15 protein-coding genes are annotated in these 15,246 nt (G+C 73.0%); 8 read left to right on the plus strand and 7 right to left on the minus strand.

Annotated elements, in window-relative coordinates:
• Nucleotides 1-32: 32 nt before the first annotated feature.
• The 6 genes from uxaC to AC0QU1_RS02255 form a co-directional block, all read right to left on the minus strand.
• Nucleotides 33-1,463, minus strand: a complete 1,431-nt coding sequence (gene uxaC / locus AC0QU1_RS02230; protein WP_483574030.1) for a glucuronate isomerase — start codon at nucleotides 1,461-1,463, stop codon at nucleotides 33-35.
• Nucleotides 1,464-1,537: 74 nt separating this feature from the next.
• On the minus strand, nucleotides 1,538-2,386 hold the full coding sequence (locus tag AC0QU1_RS02235) for an ABC transporter permease (RefSeq protein WP_483574031.1): 849 nt from the start codon (nucleotides 2,384-2,386) through the stop codon (nucleotides 1,538-1,540).
• Nucleotides 2,383-3,081 (minus strand): ABC transporter ATP-binding protein, encoded by a 699-nt coding sequence (locus AC0QU1_RS02240; protein WP_483574032.1) that lies wholly within the window; start codon nucleotides 3,079-3,081, stop codon nucleotides 2,383-2,385. Before AC0QU1_RS02240 ends, AC0QU1_RS02235 begins: the two co-directional genes overlap by 4 nt.
• A gap of 115 nt (nucleotides 3,082-3,196) precedes the next feature.
• On the minus strand, nucleotides 3,197-3,835 hold the full coding sequence (locus AC0QU1_RS02245; protein WP_483574033.1) for a response regulator: 639 nt from the start codon (nucleotides 3,833-3,835) through the stop codon (nucleotides 3,197-3,199).
• Nucleotides 3,832-5,289 (minus strand): sensor histidine kinase, encoded by a 1,458-nt coding sequence (locus tag AC0QU1_RS02250; protein WP_483574034.1) that lies wholly within the window; start codon nucleotides 5,287-5,289, stop codon nucleotides 3,832-3,834. Before AC0QU1_RS02250 ends, AC0QU1_RS02245 begins: the two co-directional genes overlap by 4 nt.
• A gap of 100 nt (nucleotides 5,290-5,389) precedes the next feature.
• Nucleotides 5,390-5,608: a type II toxin-antitoxin system Phd/YefM family antitoxin gene (locus tag AC0QU1_RS02255; RefSeq protein ID WP_483574035.1), complete on the minus strand. Its 219-nt coding sequence runs from the start codon at nucleotides 5,606-5,608 to the stop codon at nucleotides 5,390-5,392.
• Nucleotides 5,609-5,749: 141 nt separating this feature from the next.
• On the opposite strand from AC0QU1_RS02255, the gene AC0QU1_RS02260 reads away from it, so the two are divergent.
• The 7 genes from AC0QU1_RS02260 to AC0QU1_RS02290 are packed head-to-tail and all read left to right on the plus strand — an operon-like array spanning nucleotide 5,750 to nucleotide 13,571.
• On the plus strand, nucleotides 5,750-6,754 hold the full coding sequence (locus AC0QU1_RS02260) for a LacI family DNA-binding transcriptional regulator (RefSeq protein ID WP_483574036.1): 1,005 nt from the start codon (nucleotides 5,750-5,752) through the stop codon (nucleotides 6,752-6,754).
• A 55-nt stretch (nucleotides 6,755-6,809) separates the two neighbouring features.
• A complete protein-coding gene (locus tag AC0QU1_RS02265) occupies nucleotides 6,810-8,039 on the plus strand; it encodes an extracellular solute-binding protein (RefSeq protein WP_483574037.1) in 1,230 nt (409 codons plus the stop codon).
• The gene (locus AC0QU1_RS02270) at nucleotides 8,040-9,158 is read left to right on the plus strand and encodes an ABC transporter ATP-binding protein (RefSeq protein WP_483574038.1); all 1,119 of its coding nucleotides are present in this window, start codon (nucleotides 8,040-8,042) and stop codon (nucleotides 9,156-9,158) included. It begins immediately after the preceding gene.
• 37 nt (nucleotides 9,159-9,195) lie between these two features.
• Nucleotides 9,196-10,122, plus strand: coding sequence for an ABC transporter permease (locus AC0QU1_RS02275; protein WP_483574039.1), 927 nt, complete (start codon nucleotides 9,196-9,198; stop codon nucleotides 10,120-10,122).
• Entirely contained in the window at nucleotides 10,122-10,976 is an 855-nt protein-coding gene (locus AC0QU1_RS02280) for an ABC transporter permease (protein ID WP_483574040.1), read from the plus strand. The genes AC0QU1_RS02275 and AC0QU1_RS02280 overlap by 1 nt, the downstream gene beginning before the upstream one ends.
• Complete coding sequence (locus tag AC0QU1_RS02285; protein ID WP_483574041.1) at nucleotides 10,969-12,459, plus strand: mannitol dehydrogenase family protein; 1,491 nt, start codon at nucleotides 10,969-10,971, stop codon at nucleotides 12,457-12,459. Before AC0QU1_RS02280 ends, AC0QU1_RS02285 begins: the two co-directional genes overlap by 8 nt.
• A complete protein-coding gene (locus tag AC0QU1_RS02290; RefSeq protein ID WP_483574042.1) occupies nucleotides 12,456-13,571 on the plus strand; it encodes a Gfo/Idh/MocA family protein in 1,116 nt (371 codons plus the stop codon). Before AC0QU1_RS02285 ends, AC0QU1_RS02290 begins: the two co-directional genes overlap by 4 nt.
• 51 nt (nucleotides 13,572-13,622) lie before the next feature.
• Here AC0QU1_RS02290 and AC0QU1_RS02295 read toward each other — a convergent pair whose 3' ends face one another.
• Nucleotides 13,623-14,642: a LacI family DNA-binding transcriptional regulator gene (locus AC0QU1_RS02295; protein ID WP_483574043.1), complete on the minus strand. Its 1,020-nt coding sequence runs from the start codon at nucleotides 14,640-14,642 to the stop codon at nucleotides 13,623-13,625.
• A gap of 87 nt (nucleotides 14,643-14,729) precedes the next feature.
• On the opposite strand from AC0QU1_RS02295, the gene AC0QU1_RS02300 reads away from it, so the two are divergent.
• Nucleotides 14,730-15,113 (plus strand): L-rhamnose mutarotase, encoded by a 384-nt coding sequence (locus AC0QU1_RS02300; RefSeq protein ID WP_483574044.1) that lies wholly within the window; start codon nucleotides 14,730-14,732, stop codon nucleotides 15,111-15,113.
• Nucleotides 15,114-15,246: the final 133 nt, after the last annotated feature.

Here is a 15,246-nt window from a genome sequence, read left to right on the forward strand (position 1 = left end):
GTTTTACCCTAGCGCCGACGGCGAGCCCGCCGTCAGCGGGCCGCGTACGCCGCCTTCGGCAGGTGGTAGGCCAGGTCGGCGGCGGTGTCGACCGCCTCGTCCAGGTCGAGCCGGTGCTCGGCGACCAGCCGGGCGAGGTAGCCGGCGTCGACCCGGCGGGCCAGGTCGTGGCGGGCGGGGATGGAGCAGAACGCACGTGTGTCGTCGACGAAGCCGGACATGTTCGAGAACCCGGCGGTCTCCGTCGCGGCCTCCCGGAACCGGCGCATGGCGTCGGGCGCGTCCAGGAACCACCAGGGCGCGCCCAGCCGCAGCGCCGGGTAGACGCCGGCCAGCGGCGCGAGCTCGCGCGAGTACACGTCCTCGTCCACGGTGAAGGCGATCATCCGGAAGCTCTCCGAGCTCCCGAACGCCTCCAGCACGGGCCGCAGGCCACGGGCGAACTCCGTGACGACGGGGATGTCGTACCCCTTGTCGGGCCCGAACGCCGCGGCGACGGCGGGGTCGTGGTCGCGCAGCACGCCCGGGTGGAGCTGCATGACCAGGCCGTCCTCCGCGGACATCGCTGCCATCTGGAACAGCATGTGGGCGGAGAAGGCCGCCTCCTCCTCGGCGGTGATCCCGTCTCCGTCCGGGCCGCTGCCGAGGGCCTTGTCGAAGAGGGCGGCCGCGACGTCGTCGGGCAGCGGGGTGGTGTCCGCGCTGAAGTGGCCGTGGTCCGTGGCCAGGCCGCCCGCCGCCACGAAGGCGGCGCGGCGCTCGCGGAGCGCCGCCAGGTAGCCCGCGTAGGTGTCGGTACCGATGCCCGACGCCGCCGCGAGCCGGTCGAGATCCTCCCGCCAGGCCGGCCGGGCCGGGTGCAGCAGCGGGTCCGGCCGGAACGTCGGCAGCACGCGGCCCGGCAGGTCGGCGGCGAGGCGGGCGTGCTCCTCCAGGGTGCTCCACGCGGGGTCGGTGGTGCCGATGACCTCGATGCTGAACTGGTCGAGCAGGGCGCGCGGGCGGAAGCCCGGGTCGGCCAGGCGCTCGGCGACCTGGTCGTAGACCTGGTCCGCGGTGTCCGCCGACGGGCGCACCGTGACGCCGAAGATCTCGACCAGCTCGTGCTCCAGCCAGTACCGCGTCGGCGTGCCGCGGAAGTGCTTCCAGCCCGCGCAGAAGCGGCGGAAGATCTCGCGAGGGTCCGTCTCGAACCCCGGCCCGCCCGCCGGGCCCACGCCCAGCTCCGGGAGCTTCGCGCCCTGGGACACGAGCATCCGCGTCAGGTAGTGGTCGGGGACCACCAGGAGCTGGGCGGGGTCGCCGAACGGCTCGTCGTCCGCGAAGGCGGTGACGTCGACGTGGCCGTGCATCGACACGATCGGGAGGTCCCGCACCGCCAGGTAGATCTCGCGGGCGATGGGCCGCGTCACGGAGTCCGCGGGCAGTGCCCGGTCGGGGTGCAGGGTCCAGGTGTCGGTCACGGGGTCCTCCTGAGGCGTCGTCGCCGGTCGGGTGAGCGCTCTGCGCGGTCATCGTAGAGCGTCGTGCGGGCGGCTCACGCGTCCCGACGCCGGATCACCAGCACCCCCGTCACGACGAACGCCGCGATCCACGCCAGTGTCGCGATCACAGCGGGGGCGAGTGGCAGGTAGCCCTCGCTCCCCGGTACGGACAGCCCGGACAGGCTCTCGATCAGGGCTCCCGGCATCCACCGCGGTACGGTCTCGCCCCACGCCTGCGGCAGGTACTGCGCGGTGACCACCGGCAGCAGCGAGCCGAGGAACAGGATGATCGCCGCAGCGGCGGGCCTGCGGACCACCACGCCGAAGAGCAGCGCGAAGCTGCCCCAGACCAGCATCTGCACCGGGATAAAGACGAGCATCACCCGGAGCAGTCCCGGGTCCGACAGGGACAGGGCCGGGTATCCCGCCAGCCGGAGCATGCCCTGCGTGATCGCGAAGTCGGCCGCCGAGATCACCAGCCCGGCCACCACCCCGATCCCGCTCACCACCACGAGCTTCGCGAGCAGCACGCGGGCCCGGTTCGGCGTGGCCAGGAACGAGTAGTTGACGACGCCGCTGCCGAACTCGCCAGCGCTCACCGTCGCGCCGAAGAACGCGTAGGCCCACACCGCGAGGGTCGGCCCGAAGAACAGCACCTCGTAGGTGCTGCCGCCGCCGTCGGCCTGCCGCTCGTAGAGCGCATCGGCGCCGCCGGCCGCGGTCACCACGGCGGTGAGCCCCACGGCGATCGCCAGCGTGACGAGCAGCAGCACCCAGAGGCTCGGGCTGTGCCGCACCTTGATCAGCTCCGCACGGACGGTCGCGCCGAAGCCGGGCGGGGTCGCCCTGCGGGTCGAAGCAGCGCCCGAGCCTGGTGCGCCGGTCTGTCGGGCGGTGTTCATCGTGCCTCCTGGGTGACGTCGAGGTAGGACTGCTCCAGCCCGCGCCCGGCGCTGAGCTCGGCGAGCGTGGCGTCCGCCGCGATGCGGCCGTCGTTGATGACGACGATGTGCTCGGCGAGCTGCTCCACCTCCAGCAGGAGGTGCGTGGACAGGAACACGGTGCGGCCGTCGGCGGCCAGGCCGCGGAGCAGGTCGCGTAGCCACCGCATCCCCGCCGGGTCCAGCCCGTTGGCGGGCTCGTCCAGGACCAGCACCTCCGGGTCGGCGAGCAGCGCGCACGCCAGGCCGAGCCGCTGCCGCATCCCGAGGGAGTAGCCGCTGATCTTCTTGTCCGCCGCGCCTGCCAGGTCCACCTGGGCCAGGACGGGGCCGATGCGGGCCGTGTCGATCCCCGCGGCGGTCGCGTACCACTGCAGGTGCCGCCGCGCGGTGAGGTAGCCGGGCAGGTCCTCCGGGTCGAGGAGCGTGCCGACCCGCGCGGCGGCAGCAGGCAGCTCCGTATACGGGGCGCCGAGCACAGAGGCGGTGCCCGTCGTCGGGCGTGTCAGCCCGACCAGCATCCGCATGGTGGTCGACTTGCCCGCTCCGTTGGGCCCGAGGAACCCGGTGACCTGTCCGGACGGCGCGGTGAACGACACGTGGTCCACCACCGCGCGGTCGCCGTATCTCTTGGTCAGTCTCTTGGCTTGGATCATGCTTCCAGCCTCGGCGGGGCAGAGCTGGCGCAACAGCGCCGTCGGAACCGGACGGGCCCGTCTTTCGTCGGTCGTTCGCCACTACTTCAGCACTGTCGCGGGGACCCGCGGCGCGTCAGGCCGACCGTTGCGCCAGGACCGCGAGCTGGGTGCGGTTCGTGCAGCCCAGCTTCTCCATCAGCCGGGACACGTGTCCCTTGACCGTGCTCTCCGCCAGGTAGAGTGACCGCGCCACGTCGGCGTTGGAGTGCCCCTCGCCGACCAGGTGCAGCACCTCGCGCTCGCGCTCGGTGAGCGCGTCCACGCGGGGGTCCGACGCCGGACGCGGCTCGGCGTCGGCCAGACGGAGCAGGCGCTGCGTGGCCTCGGGCGAGAGCACGTCGACCCCGCGCGCGGCCGCGCGGATCGCCTCGATGATCGTTCCCACCGGCGCCGTCTTCAGCGTGAAGCCGCGCGCTCCGGCGCGCAGGCCCGCGACGAGCGCCTGGTCGGAGTCGACTGTGGTCATGAGCACGACGGCGGGGCCGTCGTCGGACCGGGTCAGGGCCGCCGTCGCGTCGATCCCGTCCACGCCGGGCATCCGGATGTCCATCAGCACGACGTCGGGGCGGGTGCGGGTCGCGAGGTCGACGGCCTCCGCGCCGTCCCGCGCGGTGTCGAGGACGCGCACGCCGTCGACGGCGTCGAGCTCCTGCCGCAGGTAGCCGCAGACGAGCGGGTCGTCGTCGACGAGGAGCACGGTCACGTCGGTCATGAGCCCGATCCTGCCGCCGCGCCCGACGGCGGCGCCACCTCGGCGGGCCGCAGCGGGACGGATACCCGGAGGCGGAACCGGTCGCCGGTAGCGCCGGCGGTCAGCTCGCCGCCGAGCATCTCCGCCCGACGGCTGATGCCGAGCAGGCCGGTGCCGGAACCGCTCCGGGCCAGGCTGTCGTCTTGTCCGATCGTGTCCTCTCGGCCATCGGCTCCGTCTTGTCCGGTGGTGCTCTGCCTGGTGGTGTTCTGCCTGTCCACGCCGTCGGGCCCGTCGGCGTTGCCTTCCTCGCGCGTGTCGTGGGGCCCGCGCGTGTCGCGCTGAGTCCTGGTGTCGCCCCAGCCGTTGCAGCTCAGCGGGTTCTCGACCACGACGGCGCAGCGGCCCGGTTCGAGCTCCAGCCGCACGGTCACCGGGGTGCCCGGGGCGTGCTTGGCCGCGTTGACGAGCCCCTCTTGGACTGCCCGCACCAGGCAGCGGCCGGCGGCTGCCGAGACGCTGGCGTGTGACAGGTCGGTGTCCGGCAGGCCGGCGTGCGAGAGCCCGCCGTCCGGCAGCCCGCCGTCCGAACTGGTGCCCATCTCCGGGGCCAGGGTGAGTTCGATGCGCTGTCCCAGATCCCGACCCGCGACCACCAGCTCCTCGATCTGCCGAACGGTGTCGCCCACCGGCACGGCGCCGTCGTCGTGCCGCCAGGGGTCGTCCTCGACGCGGACCGCGCGCAGGAAGTCCCGCATCTGCTCCAGCGCGTCGGTCGCGGTCGCGGCGATCTCGCCCGCGGCGAGGCGGACGTCGTCGGCCCGGTCCGGGCGGGCGAGGTTCCTGGCCTGGAAGATCACGCGCACCATCTGGTGCGTTACCAGGTCGTGCAGCTCGGCGGCCATCCGGGAGCGCTCGTCGGCCACGCGCTGGCGGGCCAGCAGCTCCCGCTCGCGAGCCAGGGCGGCTATCCGGTCGCGGCGCGCGTTGCGCAGCCGCGCCCACAGCGCGAAGCAGGCGCCCGCCAGCGGCGGGGAGGCCGCCCCGAGCATGCTCAGCAGCGTCGCCGGCTGGGGACCCGGCGGGCCCGGCATCAGCCAGGGCGGCGCGGCGAGCAGCAGCACCAGCGCGACCACGAGCACCGCGCCGAGCACGATCTCGGCGCGCCGCCGGACGCCGGCCACGAGCCGTGCGGTGGCGTACGCGGACATGATGGGGATCCACGCCGTGAGGTCGTAGTCGAAGACGATCCGCCAGCCGATCGGCGCGTAGACCAGGATCACCGTGACCGTGACGACCGTCAGGACCGGGCCGACCGCGGACTGCCACCGGACGATCACGACGGTGGCCACCACCTGGATCAGGAGGCCGAGCGCGGCCTGGGCCGGCCCGAGCGACGGGAAGATCAGCCAGGCCACCACCGACGTGAGGACGGCGACGGCCAGGGTGATCGACAGGACCCAGCGAGTGGACATGCCCCAGGCTAAGCAGGCCGACGCCGGCGGGGGACCCGACAAAAGTCGGTCCGCGCCCGACGAACGTAGGGGGCGTGGTCGAACCAGGCTGCCTTCACCCTCAGGCGCCAAGCTCCTTCTCATCGAGCGAGTCAAAGAAGAACCCGTCCGGAACGGCGAGGGGGAAGGTGCCGAACGTCCGCTCTGCCACGGGCTCCACCGGCGTCAGTCGGACTGCGGGCTTTCCGAAACGCACGACGACGATCTCGTCGCCGTTCTGTGCGCGCGAGATCAGCCGCGAGAGATGGGTCTTCGCTTCCTGGACGTCGACGAGGGTCATGTAACAGATGATGGGCCGGTCAAGATGACCAGACCAGGTGATACCCCGAGCAAGCCGGAGTGAAAACTGAGAACGTTTGCGACCAACCGTGCGATAGGGTGCAAACGTTCGCAGAGCCGCGAATCACCCGGGGGAGGTGTCATGGTCACGGCACACGACGTCGCGCGCGCCGCTGGGGTGTCGATCTCCACCGTGTCGCGCGCCCTCGCGTCGCCCGAGCGGGTGGCCCCGGAGACCCGCGACCGCGTGACGCGCGTCGCGGCGGAGCTCGGCTATCGGCCCAACCGTGCGGCGAGCGGCCTGCGGATGGGGCGCACGCACGCCGTCGGCCTGGTGGTGCCCGACCTGGAGAACCCGTACTTCGCGTCCGTGACCAAGGGTGTGCAGGCCAGGGCGCGCGCCGAGGGTTACGAGGTGTTCGTCGCCGACTCCGACGAGGACGCCGCCGTCGAGCCCGAGCTGATCGACGCGCTCGCCGCGCGCACCGACGGTCTGATCGTCGCGTCGCCTCGGTCGGGCGAGGCGGAGCTGCGCGCGGCCCTGGTCGGCGTGACGGCGGTGCTGGCCAACCGCGAGCTGCCGCCTGGCGCGGAGGCGGAGGAGTTCCCGTTCGTCGCGGGGGACGACGCCGACGGCGTGGCCCAGGTGCTCGGGCACCTGCACGCGCTCGGCCACCGGACGGTGGGCATCGCCGCCGGGCCGGCGTCGTCGTGGTCGGGCCGACGGCGGGTCGCGGGCCTGTTCGCGGCGGCCGAGCGCTGGGACGTCAAGCTGGTGGAGCTCGGCAGCTTCCGGCCGCACTTCGCGGGCGGCATCCAGGCGGCCGACCATGCCCTGGCGGGCGGCGTCACCGCCGTCGTCGCGTTCAACGACCTCATGGCCCTCGGCCTCCTGGACCGCCTGCGGCACCGGGGCGTCGACGTGCCGGGCGAGATGTCCGTCGTCGGGTTCGACGACGTCCAGCTCGCCACCCTCGTCTCGCCCGCCCTGACCACCGTCCGCACACCGCTCGCCCGGCTCGGCCGGCGAGCGGTCGACCTGCTGCTCGAACGCCTGCGCGGCGGGACGCCCGCGAGTGCGCAGCTCCCGGTGGAGCTCGTCATCCGCGGGTCGTCCGGACCCGTACCTCCCGGGACGGCCGACTGACGTCCGCCCCGGCAACCGAAACCCCGGGCGACGGCGCCCGAGAGAGGAAGGCACCATGCGCACCTCGAAGAAGGCGGCGGCGCTCGTCGGCGTCGCGGCACTGGCCCTGCTCACCGCGTGCACTCCCCCCGCGCCCCCTGGCGGTGCGGGCGGCCCCGCGGTGACCGACCCGGCCGACGTGCCCGACACGCCGTCGGAGCCCGTCACCCTGAACATCCTCGACGTCGCGGGCAACCAGCGCCTGACCGAGGGCATGGTCGACGAGTTCGTCGAGAACAACCCCGACGTCATCGAGTCGGTGACCTGGGAGACGGGTGGCGCACCCGACGTCACGGGCCTGGTCAAGCCGCAGGTGGACAGCGGGAACCTGTCCATCGACGTGGTGTTCACCGGCAACGACGGGCTCGCCGCGGGCATCAGCCAGGACCTGTGGATCCCCGTCGTGGACGACTACGGCGACCGCCTGACCAACCAGGAGAACTACCTGGAGCAGGCGGCGAAGATGCAGGAGCTGGCGCAGGGGTACGGCGTCGTGACGACGTACTACCCGTCCGGGCCGCTGCTGCAGTACGACCCCGAGGTGGTGGAAACGCCGCCCGCGAACCCGCAGGAGCTGCTGGAGTGGGCGGAGGCCAACCCGGGCAAGTTCGGGTACGCCCGCCCCGCGAACTCCGGCCCCGGCCGCACCCTGCTCATGGGCCTGCCCTACCTCCTGGGCGACGAGGACCCGACCGACCCGGAGAACGGCTGGGACAAGACCTGGGCGTACCTCAAGGAGCTCGGCCAGTACGTCGACACCTACCCGACGGGCACCGGCCAGGTGATCACCAACATGGCCGACGGCACCTGGAGCATGGTCCCCACCACCACCGGCTGGGACATCGCGCCGCGCGCGGAGGGCACACTCCCGGGCCGGCTGGAGGCCGCCGCGTTCGACGACTTCACGTGGGTCACCGACGCGCACTACGCCGCGATCCCGAAGGGGCAGAGCGCCGACAAGATCAGCGCGATCCTGCTCCTGCTGCAGGACATGCTCACCCCGGAGCAGAACGCCAAGGCGTACGACGCCGGCTACTTCTACCCGGGCCCGGCTATCGAGGGTGCGACGCTCGACCTCGCGCCGCAGGAGTCGCAGGACGTGATCGAGGAGTTCGGCCGTCCCGAGTTCGACGAGCTCATCGAGTCGCAGGACGCCGTCGTGCCGCTCGACGCCGAGTCCATGGTGACCGCCTTCGACATCTGGGACCGCGAGGTCGGCGGCGGCAAGGTGGAGGAGGAAGCTTAAGTGAGTGACTTCGAGTCGCTGGAGCTGCGCGGCGTCGGCCGGCGGTTCGGCGGGGTGGACGCGCTGTCCGGGCTGGACCTGACGATCCGGTCGGGGGAGTTCGTCGCCCTGCTGGGGCCGTCGGGCTGCGGCAAGTCGACGGCGCTGAACTGCCTGGCCGGCCTGCTCCCCCTCACGCACGGCGAGATCCTGATGGACGGCAGGCGGATCGACACGCTGCCGCCCGAGCGCCGCGGGTTCGGCATGGTGTTCCAGTCGTACGCGCTGTTCCCGCACCTCACGGTGGAGAAGAACATCGCGTTCGGCCTGCAGATGCAGGGGCGGCCGCGCGCGGAGGTCGACACCCGGGTGCGCGCGGCGATCGAGCTCGTCAAGCTCGGCGAGCACGCCAGGAAGCTGCCCGGCCAGCTCTCGGGCGGCCAGCAGCAGCGGGTCGCCATTGCGCGCGCCGTGGTGCTCGAACCGTCGCTCGTGCTCATGGACGAGCCGCTGTCCAACCTCGACGCGAAGCTCCGGCTCGACATGCGCACCGAGATCCGCCGCCTGCACCAGTCGCTCGGGCTCACCACGATCTACGTGACGCACGACCAGGAGGAGGCGCTGTCCCTGGCCGACCGCCTGGTCGTGCTGCGCGACGGGCGCGTGCAGCAGGTCGGCACGCCCGACGAGCTCTACGAGAGCCCCACGAGCTGGTACGTCGCCGACTTCATGGGGTACCGGAACATCCTGCCCGCCACGGTGGCCTCGGCGTCCGGCGGCGAGGTGGTGGTCGAGCTGCCCGGACCGACGGCGGACGGCGTCCGCCTCACCGGCCGCGCGGTGGGCACCCTCGCCGTCGGGGACCGGGTGCGGGTGGCGATCCGGCCGGAGGACTTCACCGTGGTGCCGGGCGGCTCGACCGGCGGCTCGGGCGGCTCGATCCTCGGCACCGTGTCCGTGGTCGAGTACCACGGGCGCGAGCACGCCGTCGGCGTGCAGGCAAGCGACACCATGCTGCACGCACGCGCGACGACGGCGCCGGACGTCGGCAGCGCGGTCGCCCTCACCGCGCCGGTCGAGCGCGTGCTGGTGTTCCCGGAGGCGCTGGACGCCGTCGTGCCGCAGGAGGTGGCGGCGTGAGGCGCGCTCCGCGTCGCTGCAGTTGCGAGGGCGCGTCGTGACCGCCACCGCGCAGCGGCCCGAGCGGGCGACGGCGAGCCTGCGGCACCGCCTGGCCGAGCGCGGCGTCGACACGGCGCTGCTCCTGCTCGTGCCGGGGCTCGTGGTCGCGGTGGCGCTGTTCGTGTACCCGTTCTCGTACGGGATCGGGCTCACGATCCAGCCGACGGCGGCGATGCAGAAGCAGTGGGGCGGCGGGATCCTCGCCAACTACGTGGCGTTCTTCAGCGACCCGTTCATCTTCGACTCCGTCGGGCTCACGATGCGGCTCGCCCTGCCGGCCGCCCTGTTCAACGTGGTGGCGTCCATCCCGGTGGCGATGGTGCTGCGGCACAAGTTCCGCGGCAAGCGGCTGCTGACGTCGCTCCTCGTGCTGCCGATCACGCTGGGCACCGTGCTGACCGCGCAGGGCCTGCTCATCTTCGCGGGGCGGCAGGGCTGGCTCAACCGGGCGCTGCTCGGCGCCGGCCTGATCGACGAGCCGCTCCAGCTCGTGAACAACTACCTGGGTGTGATGTTCTCCCTGGTCATCACCGGCTTCCCGTTCGCGTTCCTGCTCATCTCGTCCTACCTGTCGGGCATCGACCCGTCGCTGGAGCAAGCGGCGAAGACGCTCGGCGCCGGCTGGTGGCAGCGGTTCCGGCGGGTCGTCCTGCCCCTGCTCGCGCCGGGGCTGGCCACCACGTTCGTGCTGACGTTCGTGCTCGCGTTCTCCGTGTTCCCGTCGGCGCGGCTGGTCGGTGACGCCATGGGCGAGACCCGGGTCATGTCGCTCATGGCGTTCCGGGCCTTCGGGGAGCAGAACGACTACGCGATGGCGTCCACCATCGCGCTCATGATGGGCGCCGTCGAGCTGGTCGTCGTCGTGGCGGTGCTCGGCCTGCGGTCGCTGCTCTACCGCGGGTCCACGGGAGGGAAGGGCTGATGGCCACCTCGACACTCGAACGGCCGCTTGCCGCGCGGCCGTCCACCTGGTTCGTCTGGGCCGGCATGACCGCGTTCGGGGTGTTCCTGGTCGGGATCCTCGTCGCGGTGGTCGTCGACTCGTTCGGCCGCCAGTGGTTCGACACCTGGCTGCCCGACGGCTTCACCACCGAGCGCTACGCCGAGGCCTGGGACCGGTTCGCCCTGGCCGAGGTGGTCGGCGTCACCGTCGGCGTCGCCGTGCTCGTCGTGCTGATCTCCGTGGTCGTCGGCGTGCCCGCCGCCTACGTGCTGGCCCGCCGCGACTTCCCGGGCAAGCGCGTGGTCATGCTGCTGTTCCTGCTGCCCGTGCTCATGCCGCCCATCACCTACGGCATCCCGCTCGCCACCGTCATGTACTCGTTCGGGCTGGGGCGCACGCTCGCCGCCGTCGTACTGGTCAACCTCGTGCCGTCGGTGCCGTTCGTGATCCTGACGATGACGCCGTTCATCGAGCAGATCAACCCGGCCATCGAGTCGGCCGCCCGGATGTGCGGAGCCCGGACCCGCCAGGTGTTCACGCGGATCCTGGCACCGCTGCTCGTGCCGGGCATCCTCGCGGCGGGCATCCTGGTGCTCGTGCGGACGGTCGGTCTGTTCGAGCTGACCTTCCTCGTGTCGGGTCCTGGATCGGACACACTCGTCGTGGCGATCTACCGTGGCATGACAGCAGCCGGCGGTGGCGAGGCGAGGCAGCTCATCTCGGCCATGTCGGTGATCTACACCGCGACCATGCTCGTCATGCTCGTGGTGGCGCTGCGGTTCGTGAACCCGACGCAGCTCGTGGCACAGGTGAGGGAGACACGCGATGACTGACGACCGCCTGCACCGGGACCGCGTCCCGGTGGGCATGGACGCACCCGTGACGCCGACGGCGGTGGGCGTCGTCCACCTCGGGATCGGCGCGTTCCACCGGGCGCACCAGGCCGTCTACACCGAGCGTGCCGCCATCGCGACCGGTGACACCTCCTGGGGCATCCTCGGCGTGACCCAGCGGTCCGCGACGGTGCGCGACCAGCTTCGTCCGCAGGGCGGGGTGTACGCGGTGCTCACCGCGGGCGAGCAGGAGTCGTCGGTCGAGCTGATCGGGTCGGTGGTCGACGTCGCATACCCCGCCGAGGAGACCGAGCGGGTCCTCGCGGCGCTCGCGGCGCCGTCGACCCACGTGGTCACGCTGACGATCACGGAGAAGGGGTACGCGCGGCGGGCCGACGGGTCGCTCGACCTCGACGCCGTGGCCGAGGACCTGGCGGCGCTGCGGGCCGACCGGGAGACGGGGGAGCCGGTCCGGCCGGCGACGTCGGCGATCGGGCTCCTGGTGCGCGGGCTCGCGGCGCGTGCGGCGTCCGCGGCCCCGATCACTGTCCTGACCTGCGACAACATGGTGGACAACGGGCGCGTGCTCGAACGCCTCGTGCGGCAGGCGGTCGAGGCCGGCCTGCCGGACGCCGAGGGCGACGCCCTGCGTGGGTTCCTCGACGCGCGGGTCACGTTCCCGTGCTCCATGGTCGACCGGATAGTGCCCGCGACGACGCCGGAGCAGCGCGACCGGGTGGAGCAGGCGCTCGCGGTGCGGGACGAGGGGCTCGTGGTGGGCGAGCCGTTCGCGCAGTGGGTGATCGAGGACCGGTTCGCCGGGCCGCGCCCCGCCTGGGAGGCGGCCGGCGCGACGCTGACCAAGGACGTCGCGCCGTTCGAGCAGGCCAAGCTGCGGCTGCTCAACGGGACGCACTCGCTGGTTGCGTACGCGGGCTGGCTCGCAGGGCACACGACGATCGCGGCGGCGGTGGCCGACCCGGCGATCGCCGAGCGCGCCCGCCAGTACCTCTTCGAGGACGCGCTGCCCACGCTCACTCCGCCCGACGGCCTGGACCTGCACCAGTACGGCGAGCAGATCCTGACCCGCTTCGCCAACCCGCACACCGGGCACACCACGGTCCAGGTGGCGATGGACGGCACGCAGAAGATCCCGTTCCGGTGGGGCGGCGTGCTCGCGGACGCGCTGGCCGCGGGCTGGGAGCCGCGCGGCGTGGCGTTCGCCCTGGCCGCGTGGGCCCAGTTCGTCCGACGGCGGACGCTGTCCGGGGAGGGCGTCGACGACCCGCGGGCCGAGGAGCTCGCGGCGCTGGTCCACGCGCACGAGATACCGGGCGGCGCCGACGGCCTGGGCGACGTCGAGGGGCTGGCCGGCGCGGAGGAGGACGTCCGGGCGCTGCTCACGCTGCCGGGGCTGCTGCCCGCCGGGACCCCGGAGAGCTTCGTGGACGCGGTGGCCGTCGAGATCGGCGCCCTCGCGTGAAGGTGACGATCCTGGGGACCGGCGGCATCGCCGGGGCCCACGCGGGCGCCGTCGCGCGCCTGTCGGAGCACGGGGTCGACGCCGTCCTGGCCCACGCCGTGGACCTCGACCCGGTGCGGGCCGAGGAGTTTGCCCGGAAGCACGGCGTCCCCTCGCACGGGACCGACCTGGAGAGCGTGCTCGCCGAGACGGACGTGCTGCACGTGTGCACGCCGCCCGGCGCGCACACCGACGCGGCGGTGGCCGCGCTCCGGGCGGGGGTGCACGTGGTGGTGGAGAAGCCCGCCACCCTGTCGCTCGCGGAGATCGACCGCATCGCCCGGGCCGAGGCCGGCTCGACGGCGTCGTTCACGCAGATCGTGCAGCACCGGTTCGGGGACGGCGCGCGCCAGCTCCGCCGGCTGCTGGACGACGGCGCGCTGGGCCGGGCGCTGGTCGCGACGTGCGACACCCTGTGGTTCCGCGGGCCGGAGTACTTCGAGGTGCCGTGGCGCGGGCGGTGGGACACCGAGGGCGGCGGCCCGACGCTGGGCCACGGGATCCACCAGTTCGACCTGCTGCTGGCGGTGCTCGGGCCCTGGTCAGAGGTGACGGCGATGGCCGGCCGCCTGGCCCGGCACGTGGACACCGAGGACGTGTCGATGGCGATCGTCCGCTTCGCCAGCGGTGCGCTGGCGACCGTCACCAACTCTCTGCTGTCCCCCCGGGAGACCTCGGACCTGCGGTTCGACACCGAGGCGGCGACCGTCGAGCTGTCGCACCTGTACGGGTACACCGACGCCGACTGGACGTTCACGCCGGCGGCCGGCCGGGACGACGTCGGACGGCTGTGGCAGCCGGATCCCGAGGCGCTGCCGTCGGGACACCTCGCCCAGCTCGTGCCGACCTACCGGGCGTTCGCGGCGGGCGAGGCGCCGCCGGTGGCCGTGGCGGACGCCCGGGAGACGCTCGAGCTGGTCGCCGCGATCTACCGGTCCGCGTTCACGGGCACGGTGGTGCGGGCCGGCGAGATCGGGGTGGGCGACCCGTTCTACGAGTCCATGCGCGGCACGGGCCCGGACTGGGCACCGGTCAAGGATGCGGGTGCTGTGCGGGCGGCGGCTCAGCGGTGAGCGGCAGCAACTGACCGAAGTGGCGTGCAGGCCAAGTGGGCTGGCCCGGGGCTAGGACGCCCGCGAGGACCGGCGCACCACCAGCGTCGGCTGGAACATCACGTGCTCCGCCGCCGTGTCGGGCCCGCCGAGCAGGAGGTCCGCCGCGCGCGCCCCGAGCTCGTGGGTCGGCTGGCGCACCGAGGTGAGGGGCGTGGACAGCTCGGCCGCGAACGCGACGTCGTCGTACCCGACCACTGCCATGTCGGTCGGGACGGCGATGTTCTCGGTGCGCAGGGTGCGCAGCACCCCGAGCGCGACGAGGTCGTTGACGCAGAAGACGGCGGTCGGCCGGTCGCCCGACTCCAGCAGCCCGCGGATCGCCGCCTCGCCGCCGTCGGCGTTCAGGCTGGTCACGGTGGTCTCCACCAGCGCCGACGCCGGATTCAGCCCGGCCGCGACCAGCGCCTTGACCACGCCGGCGTGCCGGTCGGCGCACTGCCGGATGGTGTGCGGCCCGTTGAGGAACGTGATGCGGGTGTGCCCCTGGTCCAGGAGGTGCCGGGCGGCCAGCTCGCCGCCGCGGACGTCGTCGACGGCGACGGACGAGATGCTCGGGTCGGACGACGGCCGGTCCAGCAGCACGACGCCGGTGCCGCGCCGGCGCACGGCGAGGAGGTGCTCGATGTCGTCGGTGGCCGGTACCACCATGACGCCCTGCACGCCGTGCTCCTCGAAGAGGCGCAGGTAGCGCTGCTCGCGGTCGGGGTCGTCGTCGGACGACGCGACCATGAGCGTGAAGTCGTCCCGGTCCAGCCGCTCCTCGATGCCGCGGGCGACGTCGGTGAAGAAGGGGTTGGCGATGTCCAGCACGATGGCGCCGACCGTGGTGATGGTCCCCGCCCGGAGCTGCCGGGCCGAGCCGTTGCGCACGAAGCTCAGCTCGTCGATCGCGGCCTCGACCCGCTCGCGGGTTCCCGGCAGCACGCGTTCGGGCCGGTTGAGCACGTTGGAGACCGTGCCGACGGAGACGCCGGCGGCGCGGGCGACGTCGGCGATGGATGCTCGGCGGTGAGCGGCCGGCTGGGTCATGGAGCGCCTCCTTGCTTCGGGCTACATTATGAACCGTTTCATGGCGGAGGTCGCCCTTCGCCGGGCCCAGGAATCCGGAGGACCGACATGTCGAAGGCGACGACGGGCGGGCGGGTCTGCTTCACGTCCCGGGTGCGGGCGGACCGGCTGGACGAGTACCGGGCGGCCCACGCCGCCGTCTGGCCCGAGATGCTGGAGGCGCTGCGGGACACGGGCTGGCGCGACTACCACCTCTTCCTGCGCGACGACGGGCTGCTGGTCGGCATCCTGGAGACCGACGACTACGCGGCCGCGCAGCGCCGGATGGCCGCGACCGAGGTGAACGCGCGGTGGCAGGCCGCGATGTCGGGCTTCTTCGTCGACGAGGGCAACCCGGACGAGGGTTTTGTGCTGCTGGACGAGGTGTTCCACCTGGAGGCCCAGCTCGCGGCGCTGCCTGCGGTGCCAGAGGGCGACACTCCGGGAGATTAACTGCTCGCGGGCGTGTGTTGCTGTGCGTGGACATCGTCTACGCACAGCAACACACACCCGCGGGGCAAATTCCTCCGACACCTCGGACCGGCACCCCCACGGAGCTGGTGCCGCCGCGCATCGCTCGGGCGCG

Source organism: Promicromonospora noduliphila (assembly GCF_056951025.1).